Origin of the sequence: Evansella halocellulosilytica, from assembly GCF_002335745.1 — a bacterium.
Classification (GTDB): Bacteria; Bacillota; Bacilli; order Bacillales; family Salisediminibacteriaceae; genus Bacillus_CA; species Bacillus_CA halocellulosilytica.
This window is the reverse complement of record NZ_NIST01000001.1, coordinates 2,606,785-2,623,013: the sequence shown is the minus strand read 5'-3', so window position 1 is coordinate 2,623,013 and position 16,229 is coordinate 2,606,785. Positions and strand designations below refer to the sequence as shown.

Here is a 16,229-nt window from a genome sequence, read left to right as displayed (position 1 = left end):
ATACTCCCCTTCTAATCCACTCATAGTGTAATCGACTATCATTTTTTTAGATGTAACTATTTCCAATTTCTTACGTCTATCTCATTAAAAGACGCTAGGGGGTCAAAAAATGAACATAAAATTTAGTAAAATGACGGTGTTGATAGCAGCGACCTTTCTCCTTATGTTATCAGCATGCAGCCAAAATGATGAGCAACATACAGCAGAATATGATATGGAGGATGTCAGCCACTCAGAAAGCACAACAGAGCAAGCTGATTTTGGTGCTGTTGAAGAGTCTGAAGTCACCGATGATTCAGGAGTAGGAGAAGACGGAGAACCAAGAAATAACACTGATAGTGACATTCAAGAATATGAAGACACTGAGCGGATGGTTATTTACAATGGCCACCTCTCTATTGAAGTTAATGAATACGACCGAACACAAGAGATGATTCAGGAAGAAGTAAATAAACTTGGTGGATACGTTGTAGAGTCATCGATTTATCAAGGAGATTCTAATGAAAACCGTACTGGAAATATCACCGTCAGAGTTCCTTCTGAACATTTCTTCTCTTTTATTGACGGCATAGAATCCAATAGTGTAGAGGTCATGGAAAAGTCAACTCACGGAAATGATGTAACAGAAGAATATGTAGACTTAGAATCCCGCCTCAGATCACAAGAAACGGTAGAGGAACGTTTACTTAGTTTTCTAGATGAAGCAGAAAATACAGAAGATCTCTTGAAAATTTCGAATGACCTTGCGAATACTCAAGAAGAAATTGAAAGAATTAAAGGGCGAATGAGTTACTTAGAAAATCATGTAGACTATTCGACCGTCTCCATCAGTATTCATGAAAGAGCTGTGAACATCGCATCTGTTCCAGACCGGGATTCATTAAATACGTTTGAGCGAGCGAAAAGTCTTTTTATGGATACGATTAATGTTCTCATCAACTTCTTCTCGGCGATCATTGTTTTTCTTATCGGACTATCTCCCGTCCTTGTTCCGTTTATCTTAATCGCTGGTGGAATATACATTTATTTCAATAGACGATTTGTTAAAAAGTCAAAGGAAGAATAGAGCATACAAACTCCCTTCTACTGTTAGTCCAGTTAGCAAGGGAGTTTCTTTATGATCCGTAACGAATCATCATATTCTTCGATCTGATCAACGAAGTCAACCTTCATTCCTTATTCTAAAAACAATGTAAGATTGTCTGACACGTTTGTAGATTCAGAATTTTGAAAAAGTATACTTAGAAAGTAGTTAGTATTCAATTCAATAAAGCTACTAACAAAAGGATAATACTGAAAGGAGTTGGCATGATGGATGATTCTATTTTTTTAATGAATAACATTTGGATTATGATTTGCGCAGTGTTAGTTTTACTTATGCAAGGTGGCTTTATATTACTTGAAGCTGGCTCAACAAGAATGAAAAATGCCGGACATATTGCTGGTAAAACGATTTTCACCGTTGGGATTGCCTCAGTCGTTTTTTGGGCAGTAGGCTACGGATTTATTTATGGTGAAAGTAATGGCATTATTGGTTTTTCTGACTTTTTCTTTGGTGATTTTACAACTGTTGTTGACGGACTTATTGGTTCTGTTGATTTCTTTTTTCAATTAGCATTCGCAGCAATCGCTTTAACGATTGCCTTTGGTGGCTTTGCTGAACGAGCAAAATTATCTGTATACGTCATTTTCGCTGTATTATTTACAGCTTTCATTTATCCTGTAGTTGCTCATTGGATTTGGGGGGACGGATGGTTAGGTGGACTTGGTAAGCAAGACTTTGCCGGTTCTACAGTCGTCCATTTAACTGGAGCGATGGCAGCTCTTGCCGCAACAATTCTATTAAAACCTCGAATCGGAAAATTTAATAAAGATGGTACTGCGAACAACTTAGCGGGGCATAACCAAGTATATACCGCCCTCGGTGTTTTAATCTTATGGGTCGGCTGGTTTGGATTTAATGCAGGTAGTACGCTAGAAGTTGCAGATGCTTTCTTCGGCTATGTTGCACTAAATACACAATTAGCAGCTGCTGCTGGAGCAATAGGAGCATTATTGATCGCACGGGCGATGCTCGGAAAAGCAGATGTTCCGACAATGCTAAACGGTGCTTTAGCAGGTCTCGTTGCCATTACGGCATCGTGTGCTTTTGTTGCTCCGTGGGCAGCTGTTCTAATCGGAACAATTGGTGGATTAATTGTATTTCTAAGTATGAAATTTTTTGATCAGGCAAAAATTGATGACCCAATTTTCGCACTATCTGTTCATGGTGTTGCAGGTGTTTGGGGGACACTTTCAACAGGATTCTTTGCGACTCCTGCACTAGCAGAAATGAACGGTGGCTTACCAGGTTTATTTTACGGTGGCGGCTTTACACAGCTAGGCGTTCAATCGATTGGTGTTTTAGCATCTGGTATTTATGCTTTTATCGTCTCATTTATTATTTTGTACGTGATGAAACGTGTCATGAATGGAATCCGCGTATCAGAAGAAGAAGAAATTTTAGGTTTAGACATTAGTGAACACGGGAGCTACGGATATCCAGAAAATATTATGACATCAGATAAAAAAGGGGCATAATAAGAACGGAAATAAGTATCCGCCCGTAAAACGGGCGGTTTAATTTCGCCCTATAAGGGCACTTTTGGCGGTCCGAAAAGGCGTAAATGGGCCGTCAAGAGAAGAGATCGTCATCCTTGGCGGTCCGAAAAATCGTAAATGTACCGTCAAGAGAAGATTCCGTGTTCCTTGACGGTAGGAAAAGCAGAAAAAGTACCGTAAAGAGAAGATTTCGAGTTCCTTGGCGGTAGGAAAAGCAGTCATAGTACCGCCAAGAGAAGATTTCGAGTCCCTTGGCGTAAGAAAAGCAATCAAGCTGCTTCGATGCATTCTCTTCTTCGTTTAACCTTGCAGAGGAAGAAGCACAGTATACCTTCCAACTATTCGTTACTTTTAAAGAGATCTCACGAATACAACCTTTAAAGGAATTTTCACACAGGCAGAGCCTGTGGTTTACAAAGAATCTAATATAACGAGAGTAGGTCACCGCCTGCTCTCTTCTTTATATATCCTAAATTTCAATCTCGTTACTATCAAGGTCATACAAAAGAAAAACCCCTATCACCTTCCTTACAATTAATGAAGTAAATGATGAACATAAGAAGTATTCGAAGCTTTATCATGAATAAATAAGCATCCATTCGTTAAAAATGGATGCTGACTGGCATTTTTAATCTTAGAGGTATGAAGACTAATAATCCGGGAGTAACTATTATGATATTTAGCCTCATAAAAAAAGTGCTTCAACAAACAATTAAAATAAGCCACTGGAAATTAATCCTATTAGGAATTATATTTATCGTCATTAGCTCATTTATCGTATATTTATTAGAACCGAAAGAATTTAAACATCCGTTTAATGGATTTTGGTTTGTGATGACAACAGTCTCACAAGTCGGTTTCGGGGATTATATCCCAAAAACCATTATCGGAAAACTTTATTCCATCATCATCTATCTTATTGGTATCGGCTTTTTTGCAATCATGATTGCGAAATTTATCGATGTCATAAATAAATATGAGGAATATAAGGAGGAAGAAAGACTGGGATTTACAGGAGAACATCACATCGTAATGGTTACTTGGTCACAAAAAACAAAAATTACAACCGATGAAGTGTTGTTAAAAAATCAAAATAGCTTAATTGTTTTAATCGATCAGCTAAACACTTCCCCGATTCAGCATCCAAATATTCATTATGTACAAGGAGACGCGACAAAAACGGAGACACTAAATAGAGCAAATGTTTTGAAAGCAGATTCTGTTTGTATATTTTCATCTGATAATAGGGTAGATCATTCAGCAGAAGATGGTAAAACGTTATTAATTGCCTCAACAATTAAACATATGGCAAAACAACACAATGTCAATATTTATACGGTCGTTGAAATTCTAGATGAAGATCATATTGCTAATACAAATCAATACTATGTCGATGAATTTATTTTATCAAACAAACCATTTTCCTCTTTAATGGCCACAAAAGCTCTACATAACTTCACACAGTGAATTATGATCATCATATTTATCCGAAAAAAAGAGATGACATCGAGATCATCTCTTTTTTATTAGATACTTTTGTATATTACTCGTTTAAATTAGCGGACATATCTGTAATTAACTTATCCATTTGGTTTGCATAAGATTGATACATTTCTTTGACTGCTTGGTTTTCGGTTTGGAACGCAAAATCCATTAAGCTAGACTGCAGCTGTTTAATATTTGCTGCGACTAAAATCTTCTGCTTTATTGGCGAAGCCTGTTCTGTATCGTTATATTGATCTATGTAGACATTTCCAGTCGAATCAATTTGCGCAACAAACACATCTTGAAAGTTTTGTACTCCTTGTTTCCTAATTTCAGCTAACAGCCAATCCTTTGTATAGCCATATTCTGTTAAACTCCGTTCCATCACATTCCCATCTATAATAACGATACGCGGTTGTTGTTCCTGTTGTACGACTAATCCTGTATCTTTTGGAGTTAGAGGTTGAAGGTGACTTTTTTTCATCACACTTATTTGCCCATTTTTCTCCAAAATGACGGAATCAACATCCGATAATTTAAACACATCTTTTTCCCTAAGCAATACCATAAACTCGTCAATCGTAATATTTTCTTTTTTAAGATTCTCCTCTAAAACATTACCATCCTTAATTAAATAAGTTGGATGCCCTTCTAATAAAGTGCGAAAGCGAAAGGATTTTAACTCTATTTTTGAAAGTGCAATCGGAATAACCCCCCAAAGAATCATTCCTAGGATAAAATTCGACGCCCTTACCTCCGTGCCGAACGTTAATTCCGCCGCTATACTACCGATGGAAATCCCAACAATATATTCATAGTACGTAATTTGTGAGATATGTTTTTTCCCCATCATCCGAGCTAAAATTAACATTAACGTAAATCCAGCTATTCCTCGAATGGTTACTTGGACTAATTCGTTCATGAAGTTCACTCCATCCATCATCTCGTACTATTTATAAATATTGTTGGACAAAATAATAGGAAACATACAACTAAGGGAGTAAAAGGTAATAAAGGAGTCGTTCACATGAGAAAAAATCATTTCTTTCACTTGCTACTTATCATCATTTTTCTTACAAGTTGCAGCAATGTCTTAATCACAGATAATGATGAATTACTTTTTAATAAAATTGATGAACTGTTAGAAGAGATCGAAGAAGAACAATGGGAGCAAGCGCAATCCCGCATTGAGGAGTTTGAAAATAGCTATAACGAACGAAAGTGGAAAATGCAGCTTCTAGGTGTAGTCGATGATTTTAAAGATATTGAAGGCGAGCTTGAAAAAGTTAAAGTAAGTGTTCGTGAAGAGGATGACTTAGAAGCGAAGATTGGATTATATGAAATTAGACATCGAATGCGGATGATATACGATCTTTAATGGATAAAGGGCTAGTTCTGCGTATGGAGCTAGTCCTTTGTGAATAGTGAGCTCCCGTCCCCGGTTCTTTCAACAGACGAATGTGATCCTCCCTCCCCTTCTTCAAACTACATTGTTGTTAAGATCCTAGGTATGTACATTCATTAATTGCCCCTCAAACATGATTGTGAAATTGAGGACATACACTGTATAGAAAAAGAAGGTGGTGAAATATCCTTGTCTTTTCTGTATGAATATGAATGGCTGTCTTTTGCCATATCTGAAGGTCTTACTTGGATATTTATCTTTTTATTTTTATTAAGCCGATATAAGCTCGGTTTCATTCGATTAAGTCAATTATTCTTATTATTTATTATTTTTTGCAACCTTTTCCAAGGTGTACTCGTTGGCATTGATTATTATTTCACAGGTAAGATATCTTTATTTCAAATCGTCATCTTTCTATTTATCATATATGCTAGCACGCTTGGTCGTTCTGATTTCCAACGTCTTGATCAGTACATACAAGAAAAAATGGCTAAGCAGCAACGTACTACATTTAAAGGCGACATTTATACTTATATAAATAATCGAAGAAAACGATTTTACATACATTCGTTTGCATTTTTCGCGACTCATTTCGTATGGGTTTTTATCAATCATCAATTTATTCAAGAATTACCTAACTATGTTTCTTCCGGCGAAATACTCTTATACCTGGCTCAAGTTCTCCCTAACGTTATAAGTTATCTTTGGAGCATTGTTTATCTCTTTGATTTGTCTATTTTTCTAATATATACGATTTGGCTTATCCGAAACAGCAATCACAAAGTAGTTTAATTGATACAGTTAGTTAATGAATGGCTGTTGTCATATAAAGCGACTGAAGTATGAGCAGCCGTTGGAAATAATATCAATACAGCTAAATAACTCCAAAAAAATTAGCACATACTTTTCTAGAGACATTTATATTAAAGGATGTGAAGTCTTTTTGGAGCAAGTAAAAGATATAGGCATTATTTTCTTTAGAATTATGACGATTATCCCTCTTATAATTATTGTGACAAAGATGATGGGAAAACGCTTGATTTCTCAATTGCCGATATTTGACTTCTTGATCGTGATCACCCTAGGATCTATTGTATACACGTAACATTAAGAGAGCAACATATATCGTTAATGAAAACACTTCCTCCGATCTTTCATTAGTATACGGCGCATCTTCTAAGAGAAAAAACCGCCAGAATTGGCGGTTTTTCCATTTATAACCATTAGAAGCTTTTCATCCTACACGACACCTTAGTAAGCTTGCTCTCCATTTTCAGTATCATACCCCATTCCGGTTAGCAACTGCTTCGCATAAGCTAAACTTTGTTCTGTTTGCTGCTGCCAGTTGATAACAGAATCCATAAACGGTATAAATTCACTTGGAGCATTTTCTCTCATAACACCTAACCATTTCGTTACTTCCTCGTCTTGCATTAACGCATTATTAATACATCCAATCATCGCTTGAATAATGGAATCATGGTATTCACCATTTTGTAACCGCTTTGCACAACCTAGTGCTGTTACCCGATGATAGGAGGCTGGAACAAGGTGTTCATGCATTTCCGGATTTCCTTCCAGATTTTCAGTGGCAGGAATATAAAATAATTGTGTCGTCATTGAGCAAACCATTTCTTCACCGTTCAAACTGAAGTCTAAATACTCAACTACTGGAGACCAGTCTTGTCTGTAAGGATAATAACCGTTCAATCCTTTCACCCTCTTTTTTAAAATTCCATACCATCTTATGTATCATTTAGTGTTTTGCGCCTAAAGTATGTCAATTGAACAAGTTATAATAATAGCTGATCTGACTTTTTTATAGAAAAAGTACAAAGAAATTTTCCTCAATGCTCTGCTTATGCATGAACTGGCATTCACTCCCCTCTCAGTCTGATAATAGTTCCATTCATCTTAAACAGATACTGGAACTTTTTTTATCTACAATACAAGAATAAGTATTTGATAGATTTAATTAGCGTTTTGTTAGATTGTTATCCAATTTTCATTTATGAGTTCATCCCTCCACTCGTTATAAATGCATAAGGCATAAAGTAATGAATAACTCATAAGAAAAGGTGGAGATATGATGAATATACCTGTATCAGGTTTTATGTGTTCCTCTGACGAAGGTGGTGTACATTCGCATAACCTTTATATTACTTCATGGGATGGCCGCCCAGTTCATACTCATGAATTTAAAGGTGTCACGTCATTCGATGTAGGGCATGATCATCGATATGCTGGAAGAACTGAACCAGCACCAAGCGGAGTTCAGCATGGACATCGCTTTTTTACGGTCACATCTTTTGATGCAAACCATAAACATGTTATTCGTGGAATAACTGGACCTGCCATTGAATGTCCTGACGGCAGACATTTCCATAAATTTAGCGGGTTCACCACTGTCGATGGTGATACTCCACATCGGCATCGGTTTAGTGGCAGGACAAGTGGCTAAACCGAAACCATTTTAAAATCCACTTGTAATAACTATCCTTACGTGATAGCCGTCGACTTACTAATCATGATTTTCTGCAATGTTAGGATTTATTTTAGAAATTGAATAACAAACAACAACCTATTTTTGAATTTTAACGGCAAACGAACTATATCTTGTCTGATAATAAACATACAATACACTAACATTAATAAAGGGGGTGCTCATATGAGTTTTGGACACACAATCTCTCCGATTATTTTAGTCCTTTTTATCCTGCTAGTGATTGTTGGATGTGCATGCGCTTTTAATAGTTACTAAGTAGGCAACTTTCACCTCCTTGCTAAACGCTTTAAGAGGCCTTCACTATGGTAGGGATAACGCCTGCCATTTTAGCATTTTTTTTAAAAAATTTATTTAACCTCTTGAAAAATAAACGTTTGACGATAATAGAAAATCCTCCTATAAATAGGGTTTAAACTAAATCGAACTCCGTGTTCATAACATATAGTGCTAGTGTAGTAATGCGTTTTTCACTTTACAACAAAGGAGGTTATAGAAAATGTCTTGTGACTATTATTATAATTTATGTAAAGACAATATCGGTTCAGAGGTTGAAATAAGAGACCATCACGGAAAAGTTTATGTTGGTACAATTGAAAGAGTAGACAGCAGAAATGTTTATCTTCGTCCGATTGGTCCTAGTCCATCAGGTCCCGATCATTGCTCTTACTTTTTCGCTGCTGCAGCGTTAACCGTTGTTGCATTAGCTTCGATCGCAGCCTTCCGTTTTCGCAGAAGACGATTTCGCCGAGGACCTGTTTTTTAAAAAGTACAGCAAAGGGATGTGCACTCTGAATGGAGGATAAAGGACCAACCTTTGAACCTTTGAAAACGAATAATTTAACGTTTAGAGAAGTGAATAAAAATGATAAATATGACATTTATTCTCTTTATTCAGACCCTAACGTATTAAGGTTCGATAAAAGTGAACCATTAAAAGAAATGACAGAAGCGGAAGAGTTAATAAACTCTTTTCAACAAGCTAATCGCGGCTATCATTCAATTAGTTGGGGCATTGAATTAAACGCATCTAAAAAAATAATTGGAACGTGTGGGTTTAGAAATTGGGACCGATTATCACATCATGCAGAAATTGGAGGTAATTTTTCCAGTAAACATTGGGGCAGAGGTTATGGAACGGAAACAATTAAGTTCTTAATGGAATACGGCTTTTATAAAATGTACCTTAATAAAATTTATGCTTATACGAATGTAAATAATAGCAATGTTGTTAAATTAATGGATAAACATGGATTCCAACAAGAAGGCCGACTTCTCGAACACCATTATTTAGATGGCGAATTCAATGATGTATTCTTACTATCATTACTAAAAAAAAATTACAATTCATTAAGAAAATTATAGACATTGTACGACTAGGAATAAAGGATATAACGACTCCTAAAAGCAAAAATACAGTCTATCGATATGACCTTTTATTAAAAGATTGTCCACCTCGTATGTTATCGTACAAGTTAATAAATATTCCCATTATTATGGGGGTACGAACCTTCACTACTGCTATTCATTTAAGCACGGAAAGCTTTTCCGTGCTTTTCATTCTTACTCAGACACTTAATTTAAATTGAAGATGATAGTTCGGTTCGTGTTCATATGTTTCCTCAAATGTATTAAAAACTTTCAATTCCAGATGATTGTGCGTTCGGTCTATTTCAACAATCCGTACTCTCCCAGAGCCGCCATAATCCGTAGATTGCCAGTTTTGAAAGGATTGAATAACATGATTCGCATATGTTCCTTCATCTATACGATGACTAACGTTACCAGGAATGTGATGCCCTGAAAATACAGCGATGATATTTTTATGATGTTTAATCAGTTTTTGCCAAATATCTTCCCCATTATTGTCATCTTTGGTCGCCACATATTTTTTCGGAGCTGCATCGTCATCTTTCGAAGTACGCTTTCCATCTATATATAAATAGCAGTGAGTAATCACAATCACTTTTTTATGATCGTTTTCTCCCATGATTTTATTTGCCCATTCTAGTACTTCATCCCTCGGTCCAAATTCTAAAATGACGATCAAATAGTCATCTAAATACGCATACATATTTTCTGCTTTTCCTGTTTCGTAAACTCCTCCAAACCATGGTTTATGCTGAAACCGTTTCACACCAAAATACGTATTGAACATTTGCAATGAACGCTTTTCACTTTCCTCCACTTTTTTCACTGAAGAAACAATCGGTATATCATAATCATGATTGCCAGGAGCGATTAATAATGGGATGTCAGCATGATCGATTACTTCCAGGGCATTCGATGCGCACATATATTCTTGTTCATTTCTCGCGCCCCGATCAACGACATCCCCTAGATGAATCACTGCACTAATCGTTTCCTTTTTAGCGTATTCGACGATCCACCTCGTCATTTTCATAAACACACCCGGGTGATGTCTCGACATTTTTTGTGTATCTGGAATTAAGATCATTGAAAATTTTCTAGAATGAGATAAAACTTCCATTAAACGATCACCCCTATTTTAAAATTAAACCGTCGTAGTATCTAATCTTTTCTTTAAAACCTTTGTCAAAGCTTCGGACAAAATAACAATGAAAAAGATGACAATCGTTATTCCCATTGCTTCATCATAGTTCATTAATCTAGTGCTCCTCACAAGCTCCCAACCAATTCCACCAGCTCCCACGACTCCTAACACAGAGGCGTAGCGTATATTAATATCTAAACGAAATAACGACCATGATATAAAAATACTAGCTACTGAAGGAATAATGCCCCGCATAATATATTGAAACTTACTTGCTCCAGTTGCCTGTAAAGCTTCAATAATTCCTTCATCAATTTCTTCAATCGATTCTGCATAAATCTTCACAAGCATTCCAACACTGTTGATTCCGATCGCTAATATTCCTGCTGTTGGTCCAAGTCCAACGGCAACAATGAATAGCAATGCCCAAATAAGCGCTGGTACTGCACGAACAAATCCTGCAAATCCCTTTACGAAATAACTGACCGAAATATGATAGGAAATATTTTTAGCAGCAAACAGACATAGGATCAAAGATAAAATGATCCCCAATATCGTCCCTAATATCGCAATTTGAATCGACTCTAATGCTGCATGCCATATTAGCTCATAATCTGATATTTTCGGTGGAAATATATCTTTTAAAATATAACTTCCTCTCTCAAAACTACTTATAATACGATCATAAGAAAGGTCAATTTGAGAAATGCTAATGACAAAGATCATCAAGAATAGTAATAGGTGCAATACTCTTTTACGGTACTCCTCATTCGTTTTCATTCTCATCATAATGCCCTCTTCCTTAACCTTGATGTCATATATTCAACGATGATTATCAAAAGGAAGATTAGGAAGATTCCAAATGCTGCTTCTTTATATTGAAATAACTTAATACTTCCATTAAGATAATAGCCGATTCCACCAGCACCAATTAATCCGATGACCGCTGCATCCCGAATATTCGTATCAAATTTATAAAATGTCCACGAAATAAAACTCGGTTTAAGCTGTGGCCAGACACCTTGCCCAAGCATTTGAAACCAGCTTGCACCACTCGAACGAATCGCTTCAAGTTGCCCGCTCTCGATCTCTTCGATACTATCTGCATAAGCTTTACCGAGAATTCCGATCCCGGCAACACCAAGCGCGATTATTCCCGCAAACACACCAATTCCGAAAGTAGCGACAAAAAACAGACCTGCTACCATCGAAGGAACAGCACGAATAAAACTAATGATCCCTCTAGATATCAAAGCAATTGCCGTATGTGGGGTTGTATTTTTTGCCGCCAATATACCTAAGATCATTGAAATCGCTACACTTAATAGTAAAGCAATAAAACTCATGTATAATGTTTCAAATACAGGCTTAATATAGAGAGGAGCTTGAGAAAAGTCGGGTGGCATCATGTCAACGTAAATAAATTGAGCGATATTCCCGATTCCATTTATGAGCATCGAAATGTTTAAACTGTTGTCCATATATGCCCAAACGGTTAATGCAACAATGATGGTCCAAACTAGTAAAGAGTTCAATAATTTGTTTTTTTGTAATCTACAATACTCTTGATATTGGTTCATCTTTGCTCTCCTGTACATTTCCTTCATAAATCATGCTTGTCATTTCGGTCGTTAATTGTTCTGGCCGACCGTCAAAAACAATTTCCCCTTTCTTCACTCCAATGATCCGGTCAGCAAACTCTTTCGCAAATTCAACTTGATGTAAATTGACAATCGCAGTAATCCCATCTTCCTTACAAATATCCCGTAAGTATCCCATCACATTTCTTGATGAAGCAGGATCAAGACTAGCTATTGGTTCATCTGCCATGATTAATGCAGGATTTTGCGCAATCGCCCGAGAAATTCCGACCCGTTGCTGCTGTCCTCCACTAAGTTCATCGGCTCTTTTAAACGCTTGATCTAACAGTCCTACTCTTTCTAATAGCTTAAGAGCACTCTCGACATCCATTTTCTCAAAAAGACCTAATCCGCCCTTAATGGAAGACATATAGCCTAACCTCCCATGTAAGACATTTTGGACCGTCGTAACTCTTTTGATTAAATTATAGTGTTGAAAAATCATTCCAATTTGTCTGCGAATCAACCTAAGTTTTTTTCCCTTTGCACGAACAATATCGTCTCCATTAAAAACGACGGACCCGTCACTCGGTTCAATTAATCGATTAATGCAGCGTAATAAACTGCTTTTCCCAGCCCCACTTAAGCCAATGATGACAACAAACTCCCCTTTGTTTATCGATAAATGAATGTTTTTAAGAGCATTTGTTCCATCTGGATAAATTTTATTGAGATTATTTATTTCCAAAATCGTTTGTTCCATGATTCTCGTAAAGCCTCCTATACGTAATGTATTAAGGAAGAATAGGGATGTAACGAATTCCCTATTCTCAATTTCTATTATTCTCCCAATAAATCTTCTGGACTCATGTTTAGTGCAGAGGCTGTCATTTCAATCACCTCATAGTTCTCATGAGTGACTGGAATAAATCCTCCCTCCATCGCTGCATCTTGCAAATAGGTTTCCAATGCCGGTTCTTCTAATGCATCATAAAACGCTTCGCGAATGAGCTCTTTTAAATCTTCTGGGAGAGTTTCTTTATACGTATACGGAGCAGAAGGGATATCCATCGTTTCTCCAAAGGTAAATAGCTTTTCACCATTGCGATGATCCGCATATTGTTCAATTGCCCTTACTCCTGAACCAGAGGAGATGGCCGCTGCTTCAACATCTCCATTTAAGACAGACAACACGGAAGATTCGTGGGACCCAGAAAAAATCGTTGCACCAAGAAAATCGTCAACACCATCTTCTGTTAAGCTTAATTCATTGATTAAATGCGATCGTGGAAATAAATTTCCAGACGTAGAAGTTGGATCAACCCAAGCAAATGATTTTCCTTCTAAGTCTTCAAAACTCTCAATCCCATTCCCTTCCAACGTGATAAACTGGGAAGTATAGAAAGCTTCATCCTCTGGGGTTTTTAAATGTACTGCAAAAGGTTCCGCTCCCGCTCGTTCTTTCGCTAGCAAATAGGAAAAGGGACCATAATACGCAATCTGCACATGATCATTGCGCATCGCTTCAATGTTTGCATTATAATCTGTTCCCGAAAAGATAGTGACAGGAATACCAATGCGGTCAGATAAGTATTCAGCAAATACTTCATGCCTGCTTATAATTTCTTCCTGATCTTCAGTCGGAATAATCGCATAAACGAGTTCCTCTGGCCATTCTTCCTGATTATTTTCATCTGCTTCATTCTCTACTTCTTCACTGTCAGAATCAGACGTCATATTCGAACCCGATTCCCCGGATGCTTCATGATCATCAGAACAACCAGCCAAAAAGACAACAATCAATACAATAAATATGAAAGACACTAAAATACTCCGCTTCATTTGGATATTCCCTCCATTTTATAAAACTTTCAATCTCTCGATTTTTTCTAGACTCAAGTAACTATCCGCTCGAGGTCACATTGCCATTAGGCTTACGCTTTATGCTTTTCTTAGATATACAACTGCTATATCATTTCTTGAATCATTTCAGTTAAGTTCTCCTTCGTAATCTCTACCGGGTTATTATCCATACGGCCTTTTGTATATGCCCGATTTACAATATTGCTTATATTTTCTAAATGAACACCGTAGTCACTTAACTGATGTGGTAAATCATACTGTTGGAAAATACGAATAATAAACTGCTCTACTTCTTCCACTTCTTGCACACCGTAGGCTGCTAACAATTGATCTAACTCTGTGATTGCAGGTGCATTGATTTTCAGAACAGCACCTAACGATAAACTTACTGCCAGTCCATGATCAATTCCATGAAGCAACGTGAGTGGATAAGATATAGAATGACAGGCGGTTGTTCTCGTATTGCTGAATGCAAGCCCTGCATACAAACTTGCCATCGCCAATTGTTTGCGCACAACTACCTTTTCCATGTTATTTTGTAATTGAGGTAGATACATTCTTATTTTTCTTATTGCTTCAAGGGCATAGAGTCGTGAAATCGGATTCGTATGTACTGACCAATATGCTTCCGTTGCATGACACATGGCATCTAGAGCAGTTGAAACACTAATATTAGTCGGTAATGATAATGTTAGTTCCGGAATGATCACGGCTCTTTTTGCATACAACTTTTCATCGGAAATCGAATACTTTTTCCCAACTTCTTTATCCCAGATCGTTGCCCAACTCGTCACTTCAGAACCAGTTCCAGAGGTTGTCGGTATTCCTATCCAAGGTATTATTTGTTTATTACTTTTATATAAATTCCCGACAATCACCTTTCGCATATCCGTTATCCTGCTTACCGATATATGTTTAAATGCTGACAATGTTTTAGCTGCATCCAGTATACTTCCTCCACCAATAGCAACAATCATTTGAAAGTCGAAGTGTTCGATATCCTTTATGACTCTAAGAATCTCTGAAATATCAGGGTTTGATATTTCCAATTCAACAATTTGATATTCGACTTTTTCGATAGCTGTCATGATCGGCTTTAAGTTTGGATTCAGATGAACCTCCCCCCCCCTAGTTAGCACTAAAATCCTCTCTACTTTTTGAAGCTCGTTTTCTAATGCAATCCCTAATTGCTCTACTCCTTCAATGCCTGTATATACTTTCACTGGATTAAAAAATTGATTCATAATAAATGTCCTTTCATAGCTGTTTTTCGATCTTATTAACAACTTCTGGTAACTCTTCAATAGTAACGATCACATAGTCTGCCCCGGCATTTTTAAATCGTTGAGTGACTTTATCGATCCGCTTCATTAATGATTGTTCATCCATTTTTAAAACTTCATCTTCAGTCAAACCAAGCTCACTACTTCCTTTGACGATCCCGATCGTCCACACACCGGCATTTTTCCCCTCCATCATATCTGTAACTGTATCTCCAACTTTTAATATTTCTTTTGGAGGGAACACTTCTAGCTGAGTCATATTTTGAAAAATCATATAAGGGAATGGTCTGCCTCGTTGAACTTCATCTGAGCAGACGATGCAATCCGGTTCATAGCCTTTTTCTTTTGCATGTCTAGCGACAACGTCGATCATTTCTCTTGTATAACCAGTTGTGGAGCCAATTTTAATATTTTTACTTTTCAAAATATTTATCGTCTGCGTTGTACCTGGAATCGGATCAGTGAAAACATGTAAGTTCTCGAACAGTTTTTTTTCAAATCTGCTGTACAGATCATCGATATCTCCTTGTTCAGGATCCGTCGCAAATGTTGTTTTCCATTCTTCCCTTACACGTTTCATGTTTAAAATTTCTTTTATATGATCCATCTTTAATAGTCCCATCGGTTTTCGAGCTTCTTCTAACGTAATTTCAATACCGACATCTTGAAACGCTCCTATAAATGCCTCAATTGGTGCAAAGCACCCATAATCAACTACAGTTCCTGCCCAATCAAATATGACTGCTTGTATACGACTTTTCATACGATTCCCCCATTCATTTAAATTTGATTACATCTTTCATTTTATAGAACAAATTGAATTATTCAATACAATTTGCACTTTTTTACATACATTTTACATTTTATTCACAATATTATTATTTATTTTTGCTGTTATTTGCTTTTTTATTCATTCAAAAAACGCAAATATTTATTTCTATATCACAAAAAAAGCTTACCTTTTGTGGTAAGCTCAATTTGTTGTTAAATCTTA

The 16,229-nt window shown here is 36.7% G+C and carries 18 protein-coding genes; 9 read left to right on the top strand and 9 right to left on the bottom strand.

All coding sequences use genetic code 11. The features are described from left to right. Positions 1 to 109: 109 nt before the first annotated feature. The 3 genes from CD001_RS12495 (at position 110) to CD001_RS12485 (ending at position 4,068) form a co-directional block, all read left to right on the top strand. Complete coding sequence (locus tag CD001_RS12495) at positions 110 to 1,066, top strand: DUF4349 domain-containing protein (RefSeq protein ID WP_096188033.1); 957 nt, start codon at positions 110 to 112, stop codon at positions 1,064 to 1,066. Positions 1,067 to 1,308: 242 nt separating this feature from the next. Continuing rightward, the gene (locus CD001_RS12490; protein ID WP_257009800.1) at positions 1,309 to 2,580 is read left to right on the top strand and encodes an ammonium transporter; all 1,272 of its coding nucleotides are present in this window, start codon (positions 1,309 to 1,311) and stop codon (positions 2,578 to 2,580) included. A 693-nt stretch (positions 2,581 to 3,273) separates the two neighbouring features. Then, positions 3,274 to 4,068: a potassium channel protein gene (locus CD001_RS12485; protein ID WP_179298724.1), complete on the top strand. Its 795-nt coding sequence runs from the start codon at positions 3,274 to 3,276 to the stop codon at positions 4,066 to 4,068. 76 nt (positions 4,069 to 4,144) lie between these two features. Here the strand turns inward: CD001_RS12485 and CD001_RS12480 are convergent, their stop codons facing one another. Continuing rightward, positions 4,145 to 5,008 carry a DUF421 domain-containing protein gene (locus tag CD001_RS12480; protein WP_096188030.1) on the bottom strand — a complete coding sequence of 288 codons (864 nt, stop codon included), beginning with the start codon at positions 5,006 to 5,008 and terminating at the stop codon, positions 4,145 to 4,147. Between the two features lie 105 nt (positions 5,009 to 5,113). Between CD001_RS12480 and CD001_RS12475 the strand changes: the two genes are divergently transcribed. Both CD001_RS12475 and CD001_RS12470 read left to right on the top strand, forming a co-directional pair. After that, complete coding sequence (locus CD001_RS12475; RefSeq protein ID WP_096188029.1) at positions 5,114 to 5,464, top strand: DUF4363 family protein; 351 nt, start codon at positions 5,114 to 5,116, stop codon at positions 5,462 to 5,464. A 216-nt stretch (positions 5,465 to 5,680) separates the two neighbouring features. After that, complete coding sequence (locus CD001_RS12470) at positions 5,681 to 6,283, top strand: hypothetical protein (RefSeq protein ID WP_096188028.1); 603 nt, start codon at positions 5,681 to 5,683, stop codon at positions 6,281 to 6,283. A gap of 459 nt (positions 6,284 to 6,742) precedes the next feature. Here the strand turns inward: CD001_RS12470 and CD001_RS12465 are convergent, their stop codons facing one another. Beyond that, a complete protein-coding gene (locus CD001_RS12465) occupies positions 6,743 to 7,201 on the bottom strand; it encodes a hypothetical protein (protein ID WP_096188027.1) in 459 nt (152 codons plus the stop codon). 379 nt (positions 7,202 to 7,580) lie between these two features. Here CD001_RS12465 and CD001_RS12460 point away from each other — a divergent pair, with 379 nt between their 5' ends. The 4 genes from CD001_RS12460 to CD001_RS12445 all read left to right on the top strand — a co-directional run bounded on the left by CD001_RS12460 (position 7,581) and on the right by CD001_RS12445 (position 9,359). Beyond that, positions 7,581 to 7,952: a YmaF family protein gene (locus CD001_RS12460; RefSeq protein ID WP_096188026.1), complete on the top strand. Its 372-nt coding sequence runs from the start codon at positions 7,581 to 7,583 to the stop codon at positions 7,950 to 7,952. Positions 7,953 to 8,159: 207 nt separating this feature from the next. Next, positions 8,160 to 8,252 (top strand): YjcZ family sporulation protein, encoded by a 93-nt coding sequence (locus CD001_RS27320; RefSeq protein WP_096188025.1) that lies wholly within the window; start codon positions 8,160 to 8,162, stop codon positions 8,250 to 8,252. Positions 8,253 to 8,493: 241 nt separating this feature from the next. Continuing rightward, positions 8,494 to 8,760: a hypothetical protein gene (locus tag CD001_RS12450; protein WP_096188024.1), complete on the top strand. Its 267-nt coding sequence runs from the start codon at positions 8,494 to 8,496 to the stop codon at positions 8,758 to 8,760. A gap of 29 nt (positions 8,761 to 8,789) precedes the next feature. Next, the gene (locus CD001_RS12445) at positions 8,790 to 9,359 is read left to right on the top strand and encodes a GNAT family N-acetyltransferase (RefSeq protein WP_096188023.1); all 570 of its coding nucleotides are present in this window, start codon (positions 8,790 to 8,792) and stop codon (positions 9,357 to 9,359) included. Between the two features lie 202 nt (positions 9,360 to 9,561). On the opposite strand, the gene CD001_RS12440 is transcribed toward CD001_RS12445, so the two are convergent. The 7 genes from CD001_RS12440 to phnX form a co-directional block, all read right to left on the bottom strand. Then, a complete protein-coding gene (locus tag CD001_RS12440) occupies positions 9,562 to 10,485 on the bottom strand; it encodes a metallophosphoesterase (RefSeq protein WP_096188022.1) in 924 nt (307 codons plus the stop codon). 24 nt (positions 10,486 to 10,509) lie between these two features. Beyond that, positions 10,510 to 11,298: a phosphonate ABC transporter, permease protein PhnE gene (gene phnE, locus CD001_RS12435; RefSeq protein WP_096188021.1), complete on the bottom strand. Its 789-nt coding sequence runs from the start codon at positions 11,296 to 11,298 to the stop codon at positions 10,510 to 10,512. Continuing rightward, on the bottom strand, positions 11,295 to 12,089 hold the full coding sequence (gene phnE, locus CD001_RS12430) for a phosphonate ABC transporter, permease protein PhnE (protein WP_179298722.1): 795 nt from the start codon (positions 12,087 to 12,089) through the stop codon (positions 11,295 to 11,297). Before phnE (CD001_RS12430) ends, phnE (CD001_RS12435) begins: the two co-directional genes overlap by 4 nt. Continuing rightward, on the bottom strand, positions 12,064 to 12,852 hold the full coding sequence (gene phnC, locus CD001_RS12425; RefSeq protein WP_096188019.1) for a phosphonate ABC transporter ATP-binding protein: 789 nt from the start codon (positions 12,850 to 12,852) through the stop codon (positions 12,064 to 12,066). Before phnC ends, phnE (CD001_RS12430) begins: the two co-directional genes overlap by 26 nt. A gap of 77 nt (positions 12,853 to 12,929) precedes the next feature. Then, on the bottom strand, positions 12,930 to 13,931 hold the full coding sequence (phnD, locus tag CD001_RS12420) for a phosphate/phosphite/phosphonate ABC transporter substrate-binding protein (protein ID WP_096188018.1): 1,002 nt from the start codon (positions 13,929 to 13,931) through the stop codon (positions 12,930 to 12,932). Between the two features lie 125 nt (positions 13,932 to 14,056). Further along, the gene (locus tag CD001_RS12415) at positions 14,057 to 15,196 is read right to left on the bottom strand and encodes a phosphonoacetaldehyde reductase (protein WP_142303585.1); all 1,140 of its coding nucleotides are present in this window, start codon (positions 15,194 to 15,196) and stop codon (positions 14,057 to 14,059) included. Positions 15,197 to 15,209: 13 nt separating this feature from the next. Continuing rightward, the gene (gene phnX, locus CD001_RS12410; protein WP_096188016.1) at positions 15,210 to 15,998 is read right to left on the bottom strand and encodes a phosphonoacetaldehyde hydrolase; all 789 of its coding nucleotides are present in this window, start codon (positions 15,996 to 15,998) and stop codon (positions 15,210 to 15,212) included. Positions 15,999 to 16,229: the final 231 nt, after the last annotated feature.

Coding starts and splice junctions, on each gene's coding strand:
- phnC (WP_096188019.1), bottom strand. CDS start 12,852: ATGGAACAAACGATTTTGGAAATAAATAATCTCAATAAAATTTATCCA.
- phnE (WP_179298722.1), bottom strand. CDS start 12,089: ATGAACCAATATCAAGAGTATTGTAGATTACAAAAAAACAAATTATTG.
- CD001_RS12485 (WP_179298724.1), top strand. CDS start 3,274: ATGATATTTAGCCTCATAAAAAAAGTGCTTCAACAAACAATTAAAATA.
- phnD (WP_096188018.1), bottom strand. CDS start 13,931: ATGAAGCGGAGTATTTTAGTGTCTTTCATATTTATTGTATTGATTGTT.
- CD001_RS12475 (WP_096188029.1), top strand. CDS start 5,114: ATGAGAAAAAATCATTTCTTTCACTTGCTACTTATCATCATTTTTCTT.
- CD001_RS27320 (WP_096188025.1), top strand. CDS start 8,160: ATGAGTTTTGGACACACAATCTCTCCGATTATTTTAGTCCTTTTTATC.
- CD001_RS12415 (WP_142303585.1), bottom strand. CDS start 15,196: ATGAATCAATTTTTTAATCCAGTGAAAGTATATACAGGCATTGAAGGA.
- CD001_RS12450 (WP_096188024.1), top strand. CDS start 8,494: ATGTCTTGTGACTATTATTATAATTTATGTAAAGACAATATCGGTTCA.
- CD001_RS12445 (WP_096188023.1), top strand. CDS start 8,790: ATGGAGGATAAAGGACCAACCTTTGAACCTTTGAAAACGAATAATTTA.
- CD001_RS12495 (WP_096188033.1), top strand. CDS start 110: ATGAACATAAAATTTAGTAAAATGACGGTGTTGATAGCAGCGACCTTT.
- CD001_RS12480 (WP_096188030.1), bottom strand. CDS start 5,008: ATGAACGAATTAGTCCAAGTAACCATTCGAGGAATAGCTGGATTTACG.
- CD001_RS12490 (WP_257009800.1), top strand. CDS start 1,309: ATGATGGATGATTCTATTTTTTTAATGAATAACATTTGGATTATGATT.
- CD001_RS12460 (WP_096188026.1), top strand. CDS start 7,581: ATGAATATACCTGTATCAGGTTTTATGTGTTCCTCTGACGAAGGTGGT.
- phnE (WP_096188021.1), bottom strand. CDS start 11,298: ATGATGAGAATGAAAACGAATGAGGAGTACCGTAAAAGAGTATTGCAC.
- CD001_RS12440 (WP_096188022.1), bottom strand. CDS start 10,485: ATGGAAGTTTTATCTCATTCTAGAAAATTTTCAATGATCTTAATTCCA.
- phnX (WP_096188016.1), bottom strand. CDS start 15,998: ATGAAAAGTCGTATACAAGCAGTCATATTTGATTGGGCAGGAACTGTA.